Source organism: Amycolatopsis sp. CA-126428 (genome assembly GCF_002904335.1).
In the GTDB taxonomy this organism is placed as follows: Bacteria; Actinomycetota; Actinomycetes; order Mycobacteriales; family Pseudonocardiaceae; genus Amycolatopsis.
In genome coordinates, this window is sequence record NZ_PPHF01000021.1 from 31,847 (window position 1) to 46,860 (window position 15,014).

At 71.0% G+C, this 15,014-nt stretch carries 13 protein-coding genes; 6 read left to right on the top strand and 7 right to left on the bottom strand.

Annotation, left to right across the window (positions count from 1 at the left end; genetic code table 11):
- Nucleotides 1-88: 88 nt before the first annotated feature.
- The 3 genes from C2L58_RS05540 (at nt 89) to groL (ending at nt 3,700) form a co-directional block, all read left to right on the top strand.
- Nucleotides 89-295 (top strand): cold-shock protein, encoded by a 207-nt coding sequence (locus C2L58_RS05540; RefSeq protein ID WP_003085446.1) that lies wholly within the window; start codon nt 89-91, stop codon nt 293-295.
- Nucleotides 296-361: 66 nt separating this feature from the next.
- Nucleotides 362-1,849, top strand: a complete 1,488-nt coding sequence (locus tag C2L58_RS05545) for a serine/threonine-protein kinase (RefSeq protein ID WP_199191111.1) — start codon at nt 362-364, stop codon at nt 1,847-1,849.
- Nucleotides 1,850-2,071: 222 nt separating this feature from the next.
- Nucleotides 2,072-3,700: a chaperonin GroEL gene (gene groL / locus C2L58_RS05550; protein ID WP_043776303.1), complete on the top strand. Its 1,629-nt coding sequence runs from the start codon at nt 2,072-2,074 to the stop codon at nt 3,698-3,700.
- A gap of 51 nt (nt 3,701-3,751) precedes the next feature.
- On the opposite strand, the gene C2L58_RS05555 is transcribed toward groL, so the two are convergent.
- The 6 genes from C2L58_RS05555 to C2L58_RS05580 all read right to left on the bottom strand — a co-directional run bounded on the left by C2L58_RS05555 (nt 3,752) and on the right by C2L58_RS05580 (nt 9,621).
- Nucleotides 3,752-4,072, bottom strand: a complete 321-nt coding sequence (locus tag C2L58_RS05555) for a hypothetical protein (protein ID WP_103336389.1) — start codon at nt 4,070-4,072, stop codon at nt 3,752-3,754.
- A gap of 172 nt (nt 4,073-4,244) precedes the next feature.
- A complete protein-coding gene (locus tag C2L58_RS05560; protein WP_103336391.1) occupies nt 4,245-4,460 on the bottom strand; it encodes a PspC domain-containing protein in 216 nt (71 codons plus the stop codon).
- Between the two features lie 77 nt (nt 4,461-4,537).
- On the bottom strand, nt 4,538-5,467 hold the full coding sequence (locus C2L58_RS05565; protein WP_103336392.1) for an o-succinylbenzoate synthase: 930 nt from the start codon (nt 5,465-5,467) through the stop codon (nt 4,538-4,540).
- 9 nt (nt 5,468-5,476) lie between these two features.
- Nucleotides 5,477-6,334 carry a DUF72 domain-containing protein gene (locus C2L58_RS05570; RefSeq protein ID WP_103336394.1) on the bottom strand — a complete coding sequence of 286 codons (858 nt, stop codon included), beginning with the start codon at nt 6,332-6,334 and terminating at the stop codon, nt 5,477-5,479.
- A gap of 695 nt (nt 6,335-7,029) precedes the next feature.
- The gene (locus C2L58_RS05575) at nt 7,030-7,791 is read right to left on the bottom strand and encodes a DUF4253 domain-containing protein (protein ID WP_103336395.1); all 762 of its coding nucleotides are present in this window, start codon (nt 7,789-7,791) and stop codon (nt 7,030-7,032) included.
- Between the two features lie 183 nt (nt 7,792-7,974).
- Nucleotides 7,975-9,621 carry a DNA repair helicase XPB gene (locus C2L58_RS05580; RefSeq protein WP_013230272.1) on the bottom strand — a complete coding sequence of 549 codons (1,647 nt, stop codon included), beginning with the start codon at nt 9,619-9,621 and terminating at the stop codon, nt 7,975-7,977.
- 89 nt (nt 9,622-9,710) lie between these two features.
- Between C2L58_RS05580 and C2L58_RS05585 the strand changes: the two genes are divergently transcribed.
- Nucleotides 9,711-10,328: an LppU/SCO3897 family protein gene (locus tag C2L58_RS05585; protein ID WP_103336397.1), complete on the top strand. Its 618-nt coding sequence runs from the start codon at nt 9,711-9,713 to the stop codon at nt 10,326-10,328.
- 3 nt (nt 10,329-10,331) lie between these two features.
- On the opposite strand, the gene C2L58_RS05590 is transcribed toward C2L58_RS05585, so the two are convergent.
- A complete protein-coding gene (locus tag C2L58_RS05590; RefSeq protein ID WP_103336398.1) occupies nt 10,332-11,297 on the bottom strand; it encodes an ABC transporter substrate-binding protein in 966 nt (321 codons plus the stop codon).
- A 186-nt stretch (nt 11,298-11,483) separates the two neighbouring features.
- On the opposite strand from C2L58_RS05590, the gene C2L58_RS05595 reads away from it, so the two are divergent.
- Nucleotides 11,484-14,276 carry a sensor histidine kinase gene (locus C2L58_RS05595; RefSeq protein ID WP_199191112.1) on the top strand — a complete coding sequence of 931 codons (2,793 nt, stop codon included), beginning with the start codon at nt 11,484-11,486 and terminating at the stop codon, nt 14,274-14,276.
- Nucleotides 14,277-14,288: 12 nt separating this feature from the next.
- A complete protein-coding gene (locus C2L58_RS05600) occupies nt 14,289-14,966 on the top strand; it encodes a copper homeostasis protein CutC (RefSeq protein WP_103336402.1) in 678 nt (225 codons plus the stop codon).
- Nucleotides 14,967-15,014: the final 48 nt, after the last annotated feature.

Genomic DNA, 15,014 nt, shown 5'->3' on the forward strand with positions numbered 1-15,014 from the left:
CGAGGGGAATAATTCCGGTAGCGTGATTGGCACTCCGCCGCTGGCATCCGCTCGGGCCAGCGGATCCTTTGTGCTGAGGGAGGGCGCCGTGGCTGTCGGCACCGTCAAATGGTTCAACTCGGAAAAGGGCTACGGGTTCATCGAATCCACGGAGGGGCCGGACGTGTTCGTCCACTATTCGGCCATCCAGTCCGAAGGATTCCGCACTCTGGACGAAGGCGATCGCGTCGAGTTCGAAGTGCAGTCGGGCCGCGATGGTCGTAGCCAGGCAGCCGACGTGCGCAAGGTTTCGTAACACGGCCGCTCCAGCTGATCGGTGAACCCCCGGCAGACGCCGAACCAGGGGCGTTAGGCTGCGGGCGTGACAGGCGATGTGTCGGGGGACCTCACCGGTCGCCGGCTGGGCAACTACCGCATCGACGGGGTGCTCGGCAAGGGCGGCATGAGTGTGACCTACAAGGCCACGGATGTGCGGCTCGGCCGCAAGGTGGCGCTGAAGGTCATCGGTGACCACCTCGGGGCCGACGCCGAGTTCCGCGAGCGGTTCGTCGACGAGGCGCGCAACACCTCGGCGATCGACCACGCCAACGTCGTGCCGTTGTACGACTTCGGCGAGCTCGACGGCATGCTCTACATCGCCATGCGGATGGTCGACGGCGGCGATCTCGCCGGCCTGATCTCCGGCGGCCCGATCGCCCCTTCGCGCACCCTGACGATGCTCGACCAGGTCGCGGACGCACTCGACACACTGCACAACCGTGGTCTGGTCCACCTCGACGTCAAGCCGGCGAACGTGCTCGTGACGAAGAAGGAGACCTCGCGCGAGCACGTGTACGTCGCCGACTTCGGGCTGACCCGGCGCGGCGCGACCGGGCACCGGACGCGCGGTGGCGACTTCCTCGGCTCTCCCACTTACGCGGCCCCCGAACACCTGCGCGGGGAGCCGCTGGACGGGCGCACCGACCAGTACGCGCTGACGTGCGTCCTCTACGCCTGCCTCACCGGCCGCCCGCCGTTCAAGGGTGACGTCCCGACGGTGATCAAGGGGCACCTCAACGGCGAGCCGCCCGCGATCTCCCGCGCCGTCTCGCTGCCGCCGGCGATCGACGAGGTGATCCGGCGCGGCATGGCCAAGAACCCCGCCGACCGCTACGCCAGCTGCGTCGAGATGATCGCGGCCGCGCGCCGCGCGCTCGGCCCGCTGGCGGCGTCGGACACCCCGCCGGGCCCGCCGGGCTCCCATTCGGGCGGAATCCCCGCGCCGCAGCGTCCTGGTCAGGTACAACAGGGGCCGCACCAGAACAGCGCAGCGCAGGGAGAGGGGGCCCCCGTGCACCCGTACGGAGGACAGCAGCAGCCCGGCTACGGCCAGGGGCCCGGACCGCAGGGGCCCCCGGGGCCGCCCGGTCCGCCGCCGCAGGGACCCCCGCCCGGGTACGGCTACCCCCAGCAGCAGGGCCCGCCGCCCGGGATGCCGCCGCAGGGCCCGCCCCCCGGTTACGGCTACCCGCAGCAGCCGGGCATGCACCCGCAGGGTCCGCCGCCCGGCTACGGCCCGCCCGGCGACCCGATGCGGCTGCGCCCGCCCCTGCCCGCCGGCGGCGCGGGTGCGTTCCACCAGCCGAAGAGCAGCGGCGGCAAGAAGTGGATCTTCCTCGTGCTGGGCCTGGTGGTCGTGGCCGGCCTGGTCATCGGCGCGATCTTCCTCTTCGGCGACAACGGCGGCGGGGGTGGCGGCAGCCAGACGACGGCGCCGAACATCCCGGTCGGCCCGGGTGACTCGCAGGCCAACCCGACGTCGTCGCTGAACGCCCCTCCGACGTCGATCAGCATCAAGCCGGGCAACTGATAGTGCGACGCTGAGCAGGTCTTCTTGCACTCTCCCCCCGAGAGTGCTAAACACGAACTTGGCACTCGACGCCGTCGAGTGCCAAAGGTCGGGACGGTGAGGCTGACCCCCACCCGGGTCCAGTCGTCCGTCGCGGGCACCGAGCCTGGCCGAGGAAGAGTCCTGCTGCCGCCGCTGTGGACAGCGCGGCGGTGGCGCCCAATACCGGAGGACCACACCGCAATGGCCAAACTGATTGCGTTCGACGAGGACGCCCGCCGCGGTCTCGAGCGCGGCTTGAACACCCTCGCCGAAGCCGTCAAGGTGACCCTCGGCCCGCGGGGCCGGAACGTCGTGCTCGAAAAGAAGTGGGGCGCGCCGACCATCACCAACGACGGCGTCTCCATCGCCAAGGAGATCGAGCTCGAAGACCCGTGGGAGAAGATCGGGGCCGAGCTCGTCAAGGAAGTTGCCAAGAAGACCGACGACGTCGCGGGTGACGGCACCACCACCGCCACCGTGCTCGCCCAGGCCCTCGTCAAGGAAGGCCTGCGCAACGTCGCGGCCGGCGCCGACCCCATCAGCCTGAAGCGCGGCATCGAGGCGGCCGTCGAGGCCATCACCGAGCAGCTGCACAAGGCCGCCGTCCAGATCGAGACCAAGGAGCAGATCGCTGCTACCGCCTCGATCTCGGCCGCTGACCGCACCATCGGCGAGCTGATCGCCGAGGCGCTGGACAAGGTCGGCAAGGAAGGCGTCGTCACCGTCGAGGAGAGCAACACCTTCGGTCTCGAGCTCGAGCTCACCGAGGGCATGCGCTTCGACAAGGGCTACATCTCCGGTTACTTCGTGACCGACCCGGAGCGTCAGGAAGCCGAGCTCGAGGACCCGTACATCCTCCTCTTCGGCTCCAAGATCTCCACCGTCAAGGACGTGCTGCCGCTGCTGGAGAAGGTCATCCAGTCCGGCAAGCCGCTGCTGATCATCGCCGAGGACGTCGAGGGCGAGGCCCTGGCCACCCTGATCGTCAACAAGATGCGCGGCACCTTCAAGTCCGTCGCCGTCAAGGCCCCGGGCTTCGGTGACCGCCGCAAGGCGATCCTGCAGGACATCGCGATCCTGACCGGTGGCCAGGTCATCTCCGAGGACGTCGGCCTCAAGCTGGAGAACGCGGACCTGTCCCTGCTGGGCAAGGCCCGCAAGGCCGTCATCACCAAGGACGAGACGACCATCGTCGAGGGTGCGGGCGACGCCGACCAGATCCAGGGTCGCGTCAACCAGATCCGCGCCGAGATCGAGAACTCGGACTCGGACTACGACCGCGAGAAGCTGCAGGAGCGGCTCGCGAAGCTGGCCGGCGGCGTGGCCGTCATCAAGGCCGGCGCCGCGACCGAGGTCGAGCTCAAGGAGCGCAAGCACCGCATCGAGGACGCGGTGCGCAACGCGAAGGCCGCCGTGGAAGAGGGCATCGTCGCCGGTGGTGGCGTGGCCCTGATCCAGGCCGCCGAAGCCGCGTTCGCGGGCCTGAAGCTCGAGGGCGACGAGGCCACTGGTGCCAACATCGTCAAGGTGGCCGTCGAGGCCCCGCTCAAGCAGATCGCGATCAACGCCGGCCTCGAGGGCGGCGTCGTGGTGGAGAAGGTCAAGGGCCTGCCGCAGGGTCACGGCCTCAACGCCGCCACGGGTGTCTACGAGGACCTGCTCGCCGCCGGCGTGCCGGACCCGACGAAGGTCACCCGCTCCGCGCTGCAGAACGCCGCCTCCATCGCGGCGCTGTTCCTGACCACCGAGGCCGTCGTGGCGGACAAGCCGGAGAAGGCTTCGGCCGCTCCCGCCGACCCGTCCGGTGGCATGGGTGGCATGGACTTCTGATCCACGCGCTTTTCGGGGAAGCCCGGTCCGCTTCGGCGGACCGGGCTTTTCTCATGGCTTCGTGAAGAACCAGACGGCGTAAGCGCCGACGATCACGACGCCGAGGGCGAGCACGCCGAGGCCCCCGAGCCACGCCGTGCTCTTCTGGTCCGCTTCCAGCCCGACGACGATCGCGCCGATCCCGGTGAGCATGACCCAGATCGCCAGCCCCGCGGCGGTGTAGAGCACGACCTTGGCGGCCTTGACGCCGTCGGTGTCGCCGGAGGCCAGCACGCTGTACGCGGCGAAAGCGGTCAACCCCAGCCCCGCGAGCAAGTACAACCCGCCCAAGATCCCCACGACGACCTTGGGGGCGGTCTTTCCGTGATCCACGAGCGCGAACCCTAACCCCTCGAACGGGATCCGCGTGGTGGTTTTGGGCCACCCGGCCCAACGGCCGCGGCCGAACGGCCCGGACGTCCCCTGGCGTCCGGGCCGTTCGGTTCATGCACCCCCGGTCTTCCGGCGGGCGCCGGCTCCCCCTGCGAGCCCGCGCCCGCCCGGTTCAGGAGCTCTCTTCGGGCGTCAGAATGGCGGCGGCGATGTAGATCGGAATGGCGATCCCGACCGACAGGAACACGGCGGCGACCATGCCGATGCGCAGGACGCTGGCGTCGACGCCGAGGTAGGTGGCCCAGCCACCGCAGACACCGGTGAGCATCTTGTCGCTCCGGCTGCGGCGGAGCTGCTTGGTTTCGGGGGTGTACACGCTGTTCGTCATGGCTCAATGGTGTCGCCCGGGGGTGCTGGCCCACATCGGGAACGGCCCGGAGCCCGACCCTGAACTTGCCCTCGGGGTCAGGCGAGCGAGCGCACCCGGCTCAGCCGGGCTTCCCAGGCGGCGGCCACCTCGGGCGGCGCCGCGAAAGCCCTCACTGGTTCCGGGGCGGTCCGCGGTACCGGCAGGTATCCGTCCACAGGGGACAGTGACTCCGCGCAGACGTCCCCTTCCAGCAACGAAAGCGTCCCGAGTCCACAAGCGAACTCCAGCGACGGCAGCGCGCCGGCCAGGGCCAGGCCCGCCGCCAGGCCCACGCTCGTCTCCACCGCCGACGACACCACGCACGGCAGCCCGCTCGCCTCGGCGACCTCCAGCGCCCGCCGGACGCCGCCGAGGGGGGCGACCTTCAGGACCGCGATGTCCGCCGCTCCGGCGACCGCCACCTTCAGCGGGTCCTCCGCGCGGCGGATCGACTCGTCCGCGGCGATCCGGACGTCCACCCGGCGCCGGACCGCCGCCAGGTCCTCGATCGACGGGCACGGCTGCTCCGCGTACTCCAGCCCGCCCGCCGCCTTGTCGAGGTCCGCGATCGCGCGCACCGCCGTGTCGACGTCCCACGCCATGTTCGCGTCGACGCGGACGGCGCCGTCCGGGCCGAGTGCGTCGCGGACCGCTTCGACCCGCGCGCAGTCGTCGGCCAGGGAGACGCGCGGGTCGGCGACCTTCACCTTCGCCGTCCGGCAGCCGGACGCGCGGACCAGCTCGTACGCCTTCTCCGGCCCGACCACCGGCACCGTCGTGTTCACCTCGACCCGATCGCGGACCGGCGCGGGCCACCCGGCTTCGGTCGCCTCCAGCGCCGCCCGCAGCCACGGCACGCTCTCGGCGTCGGAGTAGTCGGCGAACGGGCAGAACTCGCCCCAGCCCGCCGGGCCGTGCAGCAGCACGCCCTCACGGACGGTGATGCCGCGGAACCGGGTGCGCAGGGGGATCGCGTAGACCTTCATCGAGGCCGATCATGCCACCGTGCCGGGGTTCGTGATGGGGGCAACCCCGAGCAGGTCGGCGAGGCATTCGGCGTTCCGGGGCGCCTCGACTTTCACGTCGTTGTCGAAGTAGACGTGCACGTCACGCCGCCCGTCGTCGTGCCACTCCCGGATTTTGCGGGCCCACTTGCGCAGGGCGCGGTCGGAGTAGCCGCTGACGTAGAGCTCTTCGTCGCCGTGCAGCCGGACGTAGGCGAAGCCGGCGGTCTGGTCTTCGAGGAACGGCCACTTCCCGGCGGTATCGGCGACGACGAGGGCAATGCCGTGTGTTTCGAGGAGTTTTTTGGCGTCGGGTGCGGCGAAGCTGGGGTGCCGCACTTCCAGGGCGTGCTGCAGCGGCCGGTTTGGTCCGGCTTCGAGGTACGGCGTGCCCTTGAGTTTGTCGTCGTGCTTCGCCGCCAGCCGGGCGGCGTCGGTGGTGGTGCGCGGAAGCAGGGCGAAGAAGTTCTCGAGCCGATCGGGATCGAAGGCGAGTCTCGGCGGTAGCTGCCAGAGAAAGGGGCCCAGTTTCGCCCCGAGCGCGAGGACGCCGGAGGCGTAGAAGTTCGCGAGGGCCGTCTCGACGTCGCGAAGCTGCTTCATGTGCGTGATGAAGCGCCCACCCTTGACGGCGAAGAGGAAGCCGGCGGGGGTTTCGTCGAACCAGGCCCGGTACCGCTCGGGACGCTGGAGCGAGTAGAAGGAACCGTTGATTTCGACGGCGTTCATCCGCCGCGAGAGGTATTCGAGTTCCCGCCGCTGCGCGAGCTTGGGTGGGTAGAAGACCCCGCGCCACGGGGGATAGCGCCACCCAGAGGTCCCGATCCGGATCTCGGCGATCGCTCTCACCGCCTTTCCGTTGCCGCGAATTCCCGCTGGCTTGGCCGGCCAAACGCGCTCGCGGCCGGACAGGCGGACCGGAGGGTGGGACAAGCGACCCAACTTGGCGGACGCGCGTCTTACCGGGCCTTTGAAGTGATGGCTCGTCTTGCCGGGGCTGCCGCGGTGAAAAGACTGTCCTCGCCGGACGGGCAGGCTCTGGGACGGCCACCCGGATCGCTGTTCTCCCCTCTTCGCGAGGGGGTCGCTGGGTGGTCATCCCGTCGCCTGCGGGAGGCCTATCACTTTGAGCCAGGTCCGCAAGGTTGCGCTGTCGGCTCGCCTTGGTGGGCGGGTTGCGGGCCTGGCTCAAAGTGATTTGACGGCCTCAGGCGACGGGATGACCACCCGCTCTTCGGATGATGTCCCCGGCCCCCCTGCCCCCGCCCCCGGCCAAACCTGGCCCGGCCAATCCCGGCCCGGTCCGGCCACTCAAGCCCCGCCCGGCTCGCTCAAGCCCGTCCGCCCGGCCAAGCCCGACCCCGGCCCGCCCAGCCTGGCTGCCCGAGCCCGGCTCAGCTCGGCTCGGCTCGCCCAAACTTGGCCCCAGCCCAGCCAAGCTCGGGTCGGCCAACTCCAGCCCAGCCCAGTCCAGCCCGGCCCAGCCCAGTCCAGCCCGGCCCTGCCTGGCCCCGGCTCATCCCAGCCCGGCTCTCACCCCATCCTCACGCCCAGGAAAACCGCCAATGCCGCGACTGAACCAACCCCGACGCGTACTCCCGCAGGTTCCCCGGCTGGCCCGCGAACGTGGGCAAACTGAACGCCCGGTGCTCCGCAGCCACCGTCAACGCCCGGGCCTGGTTCCGCGGGGGTGCCGCCACCGACAGCTCGATCGCGTCGAACCCCAGGACCACCAACGTGGCCCCGAACCTCTCCTCCCAGCTGCGCAGCACCGCCGACAGCTCCGCCACCTGGTCCGTGCACTTGATCATCCCCGTCCAGCCCAGCAGGGCCGGGATGTCGGCCGGGCGCTCTGTCTGGACCAGGCCGAGCCGGTGGGGGGCTCGGGTGGCCAGGATCGAGCCCGTGTTGCCCGCCTCCGCCAGGGGGTCGGACCTGCGGGGGCTGCGCTTGGCCAGCCCCGGGAACCGTGCGCCGAAGGGCCTCAGGCAGGCGCCGTTGCAGCACGACGTGTCCCACCAGCGGGACAGGGCCGCCGCCGGGTCGGCGGTGGCCACCCGGTGGCCGGCCGGGGACAGCCTGCCTCGGTCGTCGATCCAATCCTCGCCGTTCGCCGCGAAGCGCTGGTCGTGGGGGATCAGCACCGGCCACAGGCCGGACCGCTCGAACTCGGCCACGCAGCCCAAATAACGCTCGGGCCGGGTCAGCGGCAGGTCGGACACCCACAGCCGGCCGTGCCAGGACCCCGGTGGGAGGGTCTGGACCGGCGGCGCGGGTGTACCGGGGCGGAGCGGTGCGATCGTCATGGACGTCCCCTCGAACTTGTGTTCGGTTGCTGCATGTCGAACAGTAGTTCGAGGGTCCGACAATTTCCAGTACCGCGCCCGCTCATCCGTTCGAGTGAATCGCTAAATCCGCTGGTCAGAGGCTTGCTCGCAACTCCTGTGGCGCAAGTTGTTCCTGTGACGATTCGCTAGGCCGAACGAGGCTCAGAGCGGCCTGAGCAGGTCGTCCGCGTCCACGATGTGGTACGCGTAGCCCTGCTCCGCGAGGAACCGCTGCCGGTGCGCCGCGTACTCCGTGTCCACCGTGTCGCGCGAGACGATCGAGTAGAAGTGCGCCTGCCGCCCGTCGCCCTTCGGGCGCAGCAGCCGCCCGAGGCGCTGGGCCTCCTCCTGGCGCGAGCCGAACGTGCCCGAGATCTGGATCGCCACCGAGGCTTCCGGCAGGTCGATCGAGAAGTTCGCGACCTTCGACACCACCAGCGTCTTGATCTCGCCGCGGCGGAACTTGTCGAACAGCTCCTCGCGCTCCTTGTTGCGGGTCGCGCCCTGGATCACCGGGGCGTCGAGCTCGTCGCCGAGCATCTCCAGCTGGTCGAGGTACGCGCCGATGACCAGCGTCGGCTCGCCCGCGTGCTTGGCCACGATCGACTTGATCACCGGGGTCTTCGTCAACGCCGTCGCCGCCAGCTTGTACCGCTCGTCGGCCTCGGCCGTGGCGTACTCGAGCCTTTCCGCGTCGGTCAGCGTCACGCGGACCTCGGTGCACTCCGCCGGGGCGATCCAGCCCTGCGCCTCGATGTCGCGCCACGGCACGTCGTAGCGCTTCGGGCCGATCAGCGAGAACACGTCGCCCTCGCGGCCGTCCTCGCGCACCAGCGTCGCCGTCAGGCCGAGACGCCGCCGCGACTGCAGGTCCGCCGTCATCCGGAACACCGGCGCCGGCAGCAGGTGGACCTCGTCGTAGACGACCAGGCCCCAGTCGCGGGAGTCGAACAGCTCCAGGTGCCGGTACTCGCCCTTGGTCTTGCGGGTGATCACCTGGTAGGTGGCGATGGTGACCGGCCGGATCTCCTTCTTCTCCCCGGAGTACTCGCCGATCTCCTCCTCGGTCAGCGACGTCCGCGCGATCAGCTCACGCTTCCACTGCCGCCCGGCGACCGTGTTCGTCACCAGGATCAGCGTCGTGGCCTGCGCGCGAGCCATCGCCGCCGCGCCGACCAGCGTCTTCCCCGCGCCACACGGCAGCACGACCACACCGGAGCCGCCCGCCCAGAACGCCTCCGCGGCCATCCGCTGGTAGTCGCGCAGGTGCCAGTCCTGCTCGTCCAGGGCGATCGGGTGGGCTTCGCCGTCGACGTACCCGGCCAGGTCCTCGGCCGGCCAGCCGACCTTCAGCAGCGCCTGCTTCAGCCGCCCGCGCTCGGACGGGTGCACGATGACGGTGTCCTCGTCGATCCGGGCGCCGATCATCGGGCTGATCTTCTTGTTCCGGACGACCTCGGTCAGCACCGCGCGGTCGGTGGTCGACATCACCAGCCCGTGCGCCGGGTGGTTGGCGATCTGCAGCCGCCCGAACCGGCCCATGACGTCGACGACGTCGATCAGCAGCGGCTGCGGCACCGGGAAGCGCGAGTACGTCGTCAGGGCGTCGACGACCTGCTCGGCGTCGTGGCCCGCGGCGCGCGCGTTCCACAAGGCCAGCGGCGTGATCCGGTAGGTGTGCACGTGCTCCGGCGCCCGTTCCAGCTCGGCGAACGGCGCGATCGCGACGCGCGCGTCACCGGCCTGGGGGTGGTCGACCTCCAGGAGCACGGTCTTGTCGGACTGGACGATCAGCGGGCCATCAGTCACAACTACTGTTATACGTGCCTCGCTCCGGTCCGCTCCGCTCGCGGGTCCGCCGGTGGGACGAGGTGCCGAGGGGATCACTGGAGGGCACGTTGACCACACCGCCGTTCGACGGCAACCCGTTCCGGTCGCCGGGCTACCCGCAGCCCGCGCCGATGCCGCCGGTACCGGGGCCGCAGCCGATTCCGCACTGGTTCACCACGAAGGTGCGGATCACGCTGGTCGTGTGCGTCGTCGCCGCGCTGGGCCTGGGCGTGCTGGGCGCGATGGGCATCTACTGGGCCGGCCGCAGCGGCCCGCCGTCGGACGGCGACTGCCTGTACCTGACCCAGGAGACGGCCGGCCGGCTCGCCTACCACCGCGTCGGCTGTGCCGCGAACAACGCGACGTACAAGGTCGAGACCGCCGCCAGCCGGAACTCGACCTGCTCCTCCAACGGCTACGTGCGGTTCCGGACCACGAGCGGCTCCGAGTCCGGGCGGACGCTCTGCCTGGCCCTGAACGTCCGCACCGGCGACTGCCTCCGCGACATCGAAGACGAGGTCGCGATCGCCAAGGTGAACTGCTCCGACCCGGCGGCGACGGACCGCGTCGAGGTCTTCAGCAGGTCTCGCGACGGCAAGGAGTGCGAAGACGCCGACGACATCCGGATCTACTACGGCCCGCCCATGCGGGTCGTGTGCATGCTGCCGCGGGGCGAGAACATCTAGCCCTCAGTACCCGGTCCGATCGGGCAGCAGGCTCTGGACGTCGAGGCGGTTCGCCAGCTGGCCCGAGTTGTGCATCAGGTCGGCCACGCGCTGTAGCCGGATGCCGTTGAGCGACACCGGGTACGAGCCGAGCGAGATCAGCGCCGCGGTGGTCGTGTCGATGTCGGAGAACTTCGGCAGCGCGTCGCGCACGATCGCCGGGTCCGTCGCGCTCTGCTGGGCCGTGCCCAGCGCGGTGCGGAACGCCCGGAGCGTCCGGGGGTTGGCCTGCGCGAACGGCTTCGCCGCCGCGTAGCCCGACAGCGGGAAGTCGAGCGTCGAACCGCGGGCGCCGTCGGCCAGGATGTGCGCGCCGAGGTCCTTCTCGGCGCGGGTGGTGTACGGCTCGATCATCAGCGCGGCGTCGGCGTCGCCGGCCTGCAGCGCCTGCGGCATCCGGTCGAACGGGGTGGGGACGAACTTGATCTTCGCCTGGTCCACGCCCGCGGTGACCAGCACCGATCGCGCGACGAGCGCGCCGACGTCGTCGAGCATGTTCACCGCGATCTTCGGCGACCGCTTGCCCGTCGGCACGGTGTAGTCCGAGTTGGGCAGCGTCACCAGGGCCATCGTGTTCGGGCCGGAGGTGTAGGCCTCGCCCTGCAGCTGCAACGCCGTCCCGCCGGCCGCGGCGCGGAACATCGCGATGTCGGAGGCGAAGGTGACGTCGAGGTCGCCGGCGGCCAGTTTCGCGAGCCCGTCGTCGGCGCCGAGTTCCACCAGCTGGACGTTCAGCCCCGCGGAGCCGAACTTCCCGGCCGCGACGGCGATCCGCAGCGGGGCGGTGTCGATGGCGTTGCCCACACCGACGCGCAGGGTGGTCCGCTCCAGCGGCGGTGGAGGCGCGGGAGTGCCGGAAGAGAACACGTTGCAGCCCGCGGTCGCCAGGAGCGCCGCTACCAGCGGAATCAACCGTCCGCGTCTGATCATGAACCTTCACCTACCGCGAGAATCTGGTTCTCGTGCTGGATCGTATGGTCCGCGCCCCATACGATCGCGGGCAGGGCCGTATCGTGCCAGCGCGGCTTCCGGATCTTCATGGGGCGGGCTACCGTTCAGTAGGTTCGTGTGTCGTTCGATCCGCGGGTTCCCGCCCGCGGCGGAAAAGGAAACCAGGTGACCCGTCGCGACAAGCGTCCCCGCAAGGGCGGCGACGCGGCGGATCCGCGTCCGGCGGGCGGCCGCTGGCGGTTGCGGAACTGGCGTCTCGGCACGAAGCTCTTCGCCGTCCTCCTCATCCCGGCCCTGGCCGTGATCGCGCTCGTCGGCCTGCGGATCAGCTCCGACCTGCGCGACGCCCGGCAGCTGGCCGAGTTCGCCACGCGCGGCCGCGTCGACAGCACGGTCGCCGAAGCCTTGCACGAGCTGCAACGCGAGCGCGACCTCACCGTCCGGTTCGTGGCCCAGAACCGCCAAGGCGACACCGCGGACCTGACCGCCCAGCGCAACCGCGTCGACCAGGCCATCGGCGGGTTCGAGCGCACCCTCGCCGAGAGCAAGGCGCGGCTCGACGCGAACGCCGCGGAAAGCCTGCAGCAGACCGACGACCGGCTGCGCGTGCTCGGTGGCCTGCGGTTTTCCGCGGAACATTCCGCGTTTCCCGCCGACGCCGTGCTGCGCTCCTACAGCGAGCTGATCTCCGGCCTGCTCGACATCAGCGACTCCGCGGCCGCCGACGTCTCCGATTCGGATCTCGCGCGGATGCGGCTGGCGGGCAACGCACTCGCCCGGATCAAGGACCAGATGTCGGTCAAGCGGGCGGTGATGGCCGAGGCGCTCGCGGCGGGCACGCTCAACCGCGACCGCACGCGCGCCCTGCTCGGCGCGGAAGCCGAGCTGGCCGCCGCGCGCAACGACTACCGCACCTTCGCCACCCCCGACCAGCAGCGGATGTTCGACGACACGGTGATCGGCCTGGTCGTCGACATCGGCAACGACATGGTCGAATCCGCGCTCACCCGCACCGAAAACGGCCAGAACCTCTCGGGCCTCGACCCGAACCAGTGGGACACTTCGGCGACGCACACGGTGAACCTCGCCCACCAGGTGCAGCAGGCGCTGCTGGTCCAGTTGCAGGAACGCACGGACAGCCTGGCGGCGCAAGCCCGGACGGCCGCGTTGTGGGACGGCGGTGTCGTCCTCGGCGTCCTGCTCGTCGCGGGGGTGCTGTCGGTGGTCATCGCGCGGTCCCTGTTGCGCCCCTTGCGGATCCTGCGCCGGACGGCGCTGGAAGTGGCCGAGCACCGGCTGCCCGCGGCCGTGCAGAACCTCCTCACCGACCCGGAGCCCGCGCCCGAGAACCTGCGGAAACGGCTCGCCGTCGCGCCCGTGCCGGTGTTCACCCGCGAAGAGCTCGGCCAGGTGGCGCGCGCGTTCGACGCGGTGCACGGCGAGGCGGTGCGGCTCGCCGGCGAGCAGGCCATGCTGCGCGAGAACGTCAACGCGATGTTCGTCAACCTCTCGCAGCGCAGCCAGGACCTCGTCGAACGGCAGTTGTCGGTGCTCGACCGGATGGAGGCCGACGAGCAGGACCCGGACACCCTCGCCGGGTTGTTCGAACTCGACCACCTCGCGACGCGGATGCGGCGCAACAGCGAAAACCTGCTGGTGCTCTCCGGCCAGGACTCCGCGCGGGACGACGCCGGCCCGGTGGCGGCCGACGAGATCATCGGCGCCGCGCTCTCGGAGGTCGAGGACTACCAGCGGATCGAGCTCGGCCCGGCGCCGCAGGTCGCGGTCCGCGGCGAGGCCGTCAACGACCTCGTGCACGTCGTTTCGGAGCTGCTGGAGAACGCGACGCGCTACTCCGCCGACGAGACGGTCACCGTGGCGAGCGCCGAAACCCACGACGGCGACTGGCAGATCGAGATCATCGACCACGGCGCCGGCATGCCGCAGGCGGAGATCGACCGCACCAACGCGCGGCTCGCGCACCCGCCGGACGTCGATGTCGAGGTCTCGCGGCGGATGGGCCTGTTCGTCGTCGCGACGCTGGCCACGCGCCACCACATCGACGTCAGCCTGAGCGCGGGCGCGGACTCCGGGCTGGTCGCGACCGTGCTGGTGCCCGCGGCCCTGATCGTCGAGCTGCCGCCGATGCCGGCACCGCCGCCGCCCGCCGAGCCGTCCGCCGCCCCGGAACCGGAGCTGCTGGCGCCGCTGGCCCCGCTCACGCCGCCGGAGCCCGAACCCGAGCCGGAGCCGGAAGAGCTGACGCCGCCGTCGATCGAGGCGGGGCCGCCGCGCCGGGCCCCGGTGGTGGCCCGCGACCACGCCCCGGAGTGGCCGACCGTGGACGAAGAGGCGCACCTGGACCTCGACGCCCCGACCGAGCGGATGCCCGCTTACCGCGACGTCCTGTCCCGCTGGTTCGACGCCTCCGCCGCACCCGAACAGCCGCGGAAGCCGGCGGAGCCGCGTCCGGTCGCCGAAGAGCCGCGGCCGGTCGAACCCCAGCCACGGCACGCGCTCACCACCACGTGGCCGCCGGCCCGCGAGCCGCAACCGGCGCCCGCACCGCCACTGCCACCTGCACCGCCACCGCCGGCGCTCGCACCGCCGCCACCGGTCCCGGTGGCCGCACCGCCACCGGCCCCGGTGGCCGTCACGCCCGTGCGCACCCCGGACGACGAAGACACCGAACCGCGGCTGACACCGGTCGCGCCGCCCGCCGCGATCGAGCCCTCGTACGAATGGCCCACCCCGGCCGAACTGGAGCAGGAGGACGGCGCGGAGGACACCTGGCCGTTCCTGCAGCCGCTGGATTCCGCGGCCGGCCCGGGAGCGGTGCCGGAGCAGCGGCCGATACTCTCTCTTTCCCCGGAAGCGGTACGCGAGCGGATGACGAGCCTTCAAGGCGGCTTCCGGCGAGGGCGGCACGCGAGGGGAGACGACACCCGGAACCAGTGAAACGGATGAGGCATGAGCTCGAAGACGCCCCTGCTGGAAGTGATCGCGCTGGACGCGGCGGATGCCGAAGGCGCGCAGGCGGGCGGGGCCGACCGCCTCGAGCTGGTTGCGGACATGGCGCAGGACGGCCTGACGCCGTCGCTCGAAACGCTGCGTGACGTGCTCTCGGCGACCGACCTCCCGGTGCGGGTGATGCTGCGGGACAACGGTTCCTTCGCCATCGGCGATCTGGAAGGGCTGCGCGCGGACACCGCCCGGCTGATCGACGCGGGCGCGCGGGAGTTCGTCTTCGGCTTCCTCACCGTCGACAGCGAAATCGACCTCGACGCCTGCGAGGCGCTGATCAAGGAGGTCGACGGCCTGCCCTGGACGTTCCACCGCGCCATCGACCGCACGCGCGATCCCTTGCGCGCGTACGACCAGCTGGCCTCGCTCGGCTGTGACACCGTGCTCGCCGCCGGTCACCCGAACGGCGTGGCGAGCGGCCTTTCGGTGCTGCAGCGGCTCGCGCAGCGCGACGGCGGGCCGGAACTGCTCGTCGGCGGCGGCCTGCGCGCCCAGCAGGTGCACCTCCTGCGCGCGGGTGGCGTCCGGGGATTCCACGTCGGCAGCGCGGTGCGGCCCGGCGGCTGGCAGTCATCCGTGGACGCCGGAACCGTGCGCACCTGGGTCGACCTCGTCAAATCCTGATCGACTACGCGCCTTTCACGAAGGATCGGCGGAGCGGAAACGATTTCT

Bases quoted from the DNA above. Each gene is read 5' to 3' on its own strand.
- groL (WP_043776303.1), top strand. From the start codon at position 2,072: ATGGCCAAACTGATTGCGTTCGACGAGGACGCCCGCCGCGGTCTCGAG.
- C2L58_RS05565 (WP_103336392.1), bottom strand. From the start codon at position 5,467: ATGAAGGTCTACGCGATCCCCCTGCGCACCCGGTTCCGCGGCATCACC.
- C2L58_RS05560 (WP_103336391.1), bottom strand. From the start codon at position 4,460: ATGACGAACAGCGTGTACACCCCCGAAACCAAGCAGCTCCGCCGCAGC.
- C2L58_RS05575 (WP_103336395.1), bottom strand. From the start codon at position 7,791: ATGACGATCGCACCGCTCCGCCCCGGTACACCCGCGCCGCCGGTCCAG.
- C2L58_RS05590 (WP_103336398.1), bottom strand. From the start codon at position 11,297: ATGATCAGACGCGGACGGTTGATTCCGCTGGTAGCGGCGCTCCTGGCG.
- C2L58_RS05600 (WP_103336402.1), top strand. From the start codon at position 14,289: ATGAGCTCGAAGACGCCCCTGCTGGAAGTGATCGCGCTGGACGCGGCG.